Raw genomic sequence first — 3104 nt, 5'->3', positions numbered from 1 at the left:
AGAAGGACGCGATAAGCTGCGATAAGCTGGGGGGAGGGGCACATACCCGTTATATCCCCAGATTTCCGAATGGGGCAACCCCGCGAGTTGAAGACTCGTGACTAGTTACGTAAGTAGCTAGGGCAAACGCAGGGAACTGAAACATCTAAGTACCTGCAGGAAAAGAAAATAACAATGATTCCCCAAGTAGTGGCGAGCGAACGGGGAGGAGCCCAAACCACGGCGGTTACGGCCGCTGTGGGGTTGTAGGACTGCGAGATCTGATTAAATCGAGTTAACTGAAGCAGGTGGGAAACTGCGCCAGAGACGGTGAGAGCCCGGTAGGTGACAATTCTGATTTACGGTAGCAGTATCCTGAGTAGGGCGGGGCCGGAGAAACCCCGTCTGAATCGAGCGGCACCATCCGCTAAGGCTACATACTCCTGAGACACCGATAGTGAACCAGTACCGTGAGGGAAAGGTGAAAAGAACCGCGGATAGCGGAGTGAAAAGAACCTGAAACCGTGTGCTTACAAGCAGTTAGAGGGAATTAGTTTCCTGATAGCGTGCCTTTTGCATAATGAGCCTACGAGTTACTCCTCACTGGCAAGGTTAAGTGCTTGAAGGCACGAAGCCGCAGCGAAAGCGAGTCTGAATAGGGCGCGTAGTCAGTGGGGGTAGACGCGAAACCTAGTGAGCTACCCTTGAGCAGGATGAAGGAGCGGTAACACGCTGTGGAGGTCCGAACCAGTTTCCGTTGAAAAGGATTTGGATGACTTGAGGGTAGGGGTGAAAGGCCAATCAAACTAGGAAATAGCTCGTACTCCCCGAAATGTATTGAGGTACAGCGTCGTGGTTAGGTGCTGTGGAGGTAGAGCTACCAATAGGACTAGGGGGTGTCAGAGCCTACCGAATCCTGATGAACTCCGAATGCCACAGCATTCATACACGGCAGTGAGGCCTGGGGTGCTAAGGTCCCCGGCCGAGAGGGAAAGAACCCAGACCCGCCGCTAAGGTCCCTAAGTTCTAGCTAAGTTGAACAAAGGAGGTCCAGTTGCTTTGACAGCCAGGAGGTTGGCTTGGAAGCAGCCATTCCTTTAAAGAGTGCGTAACAGCTCACTGGTCGAGCGACCGGGCATCGATAATACGCGGGCATCAAGCTAGGCACCGAAGCGCGGGATTTGACACACTCTTATGGAGACAGTCAAGTGGTAGGGGAGCATTCTGGTTGCGGAGAAGCCGTCCTGTCAGGGCATGGTGGAGCGTCCAGAAAAGCACATGTAGGCATGAGTAACGATAAAATAGGTGCGAAACCTATTCGCCGATAGACTAAGGTTTCCAATTCAACGCTAATCGGAATTGGGTTAGGCGGGACCTAAGGGATAGCCGAGAGGTGTACCCGATGGCAAGCCAGTTGATATTCTGGCCCCCGGATGTAGAAGTGATGCAGGGACGCAGGAATGAAAGTACCGCGAGCGGACGGAAGTGCTCGTTAAAGCCCGTACCTATTGGATGAGTAGTTAAGTACGCTCAACTAGGGGAAAGGTGATAGTACTGCACGGGCTTCGGCCCACGCAGATAGTGTACCTAAAGACTGCCAAGAAAAGCTGCTAAACGTTGTATCTACAATCGGCCCGTACCGCAAACCGACACAGGTAGTCAAGGAGAGTATCCTGAGGCGCTCGAGTGAATCACGGCCAAGGAACTCGGCAAAATGGTCCTGTAACTTCGGGAGAAGGGACGCTTCCTCATTGCAAGATGAGAAGCCGCAGTGAAAAGACCCAAGCGACTGTTTAACAAAAACACATGGCTTTGCTAACGCGTAAGCGGACGTATAAGGCCTGACACCTGCCCGGTGCTGGAAGGTTAAGAGGGGAGCTTAGTCGCAAGGCGAAGGCTTGAATCGAAGCCCCAGTAAACGGCGGCCGTAACTATAACGGTCCTAAGGTAGCGAAATTCCTTGTCGGGTAAGTTCCGACCTGCACGAATGGTGTAACGATTTGGGTGCTGTCTCAGCCGTGAGCTCGGTGAAATTGTAGTCTCGGTGAAGATGCCGAGTACCCGCCACGGGACGGAAAGACCCCGTGCACCTTTACTATAGGTTGCCATTGGTGTTGGGTTCAGTATGTGTAGCATAGGCGGGAGGCGTCGAAGCGGGTCCGCCAGGATTCGTGGAGCCAACGTTGAAATACCGCCCTTACTGTGCCTGATGCCTAACTCCACCATTGGTGGAGAACAGTGGCTGCTGGGTAGTTTGACTGGGGTGGTCGCCTCCAAAAGAGTATCGGAGGCTTTCAAAGGTCCACTCAGTACGCTTGGTAACCGTACGTAGAGCGCAATAGTAGAAGTGGGCTTGACTGTGAGACTGACTAGTCGAGCAGGGTCGAAAGACGGATATAGTGATCCGGTGGTTCCGCATGGAAGGGCCATCGCTCAAAGGATAAAAGGTACGCCGGGGATAACAGGCTGATCTCCCCCAAGAGCTCATATCGACGGGGAGGTTTGGCACCTCGATGTCGGCTCGTCACGTCCTGGGGCTGGAGAAGGTCCCAAGGGTTCGGCTGTTCGCCGATTAAAGTGGCACGCGAGCTGGGTTCAGAACGTCGTGAGACAGTTCGGTCCCTATCTGTGGTGGGCGTTGGATATTTGAGAGGACCTGACTTTAGTACGAGAGGACCGAGTTGGACTAGCCGCTGGTGCGCCGGTTGTTCCGCCAGGAGCAGCGCCGGGTAGCTACGCTGGGAGCAGATAAGCGCTGAAAGCATCTAAGTGCGAAACTCACCTCAAGATGAGATATCCCAATGGAAGGTTCGTGGTAGACTACCACGTGAATAGGCGGCAGGTATAAAGTTGGAAACAACATAGCTGAGCCGTACTAAGGAACCGAGGGCTTCCCTTGTCCCGAGCAGGCAACTGCCTTCTTACTTCTTTTTCTTTTCCCTTATGTCAACGGTATTGTCGCTACTCCCTGAACACGAGTAGCAACGCCAGCAATGGTGGCTTTAGCCCGGGTGTTCACCTCTTCCCATTCCGAACAGAGTCGTTAAGCCCCGGTGCGCCTATGGTACTGCCTTCACCGGTGGGAGAGTCGGTCGCCGCCAACTTTAGACAGAGAGCCCCCTGCC

The 3104-nt window shown here is 53.6% G+C and carries 2 rRNA genes; both read left to right on the top strand.

Annotated features, from left to right (window positions below):
• A 23S ribosomal RNA gene (locus QMK33_RS23130) occupies positions 1–2872 on the top strand.
• 99 nt (positions 2873–2971) lie between these two features.
• Positions 2972–3083: ribosomal RNA gene (gene rrf, locus QMK33_RS23125) — 5S ribosomal RNA — on the top strand.
• Positions 3084–3104 lie beyond the last annotated feature (21 nt).

It is taken from the genome of Hymenobacter sp. H14-R3 (genome assembly GCF_030063445.1).
Lineage (GTDB): Bacteria > Bacteroidota > Bacteroidia > Cytophagales > Hymenobacteraceae > Hymenobacter.
This window is presented reverse-complemented; position numbering and strand designations above follow the sequence as displayed.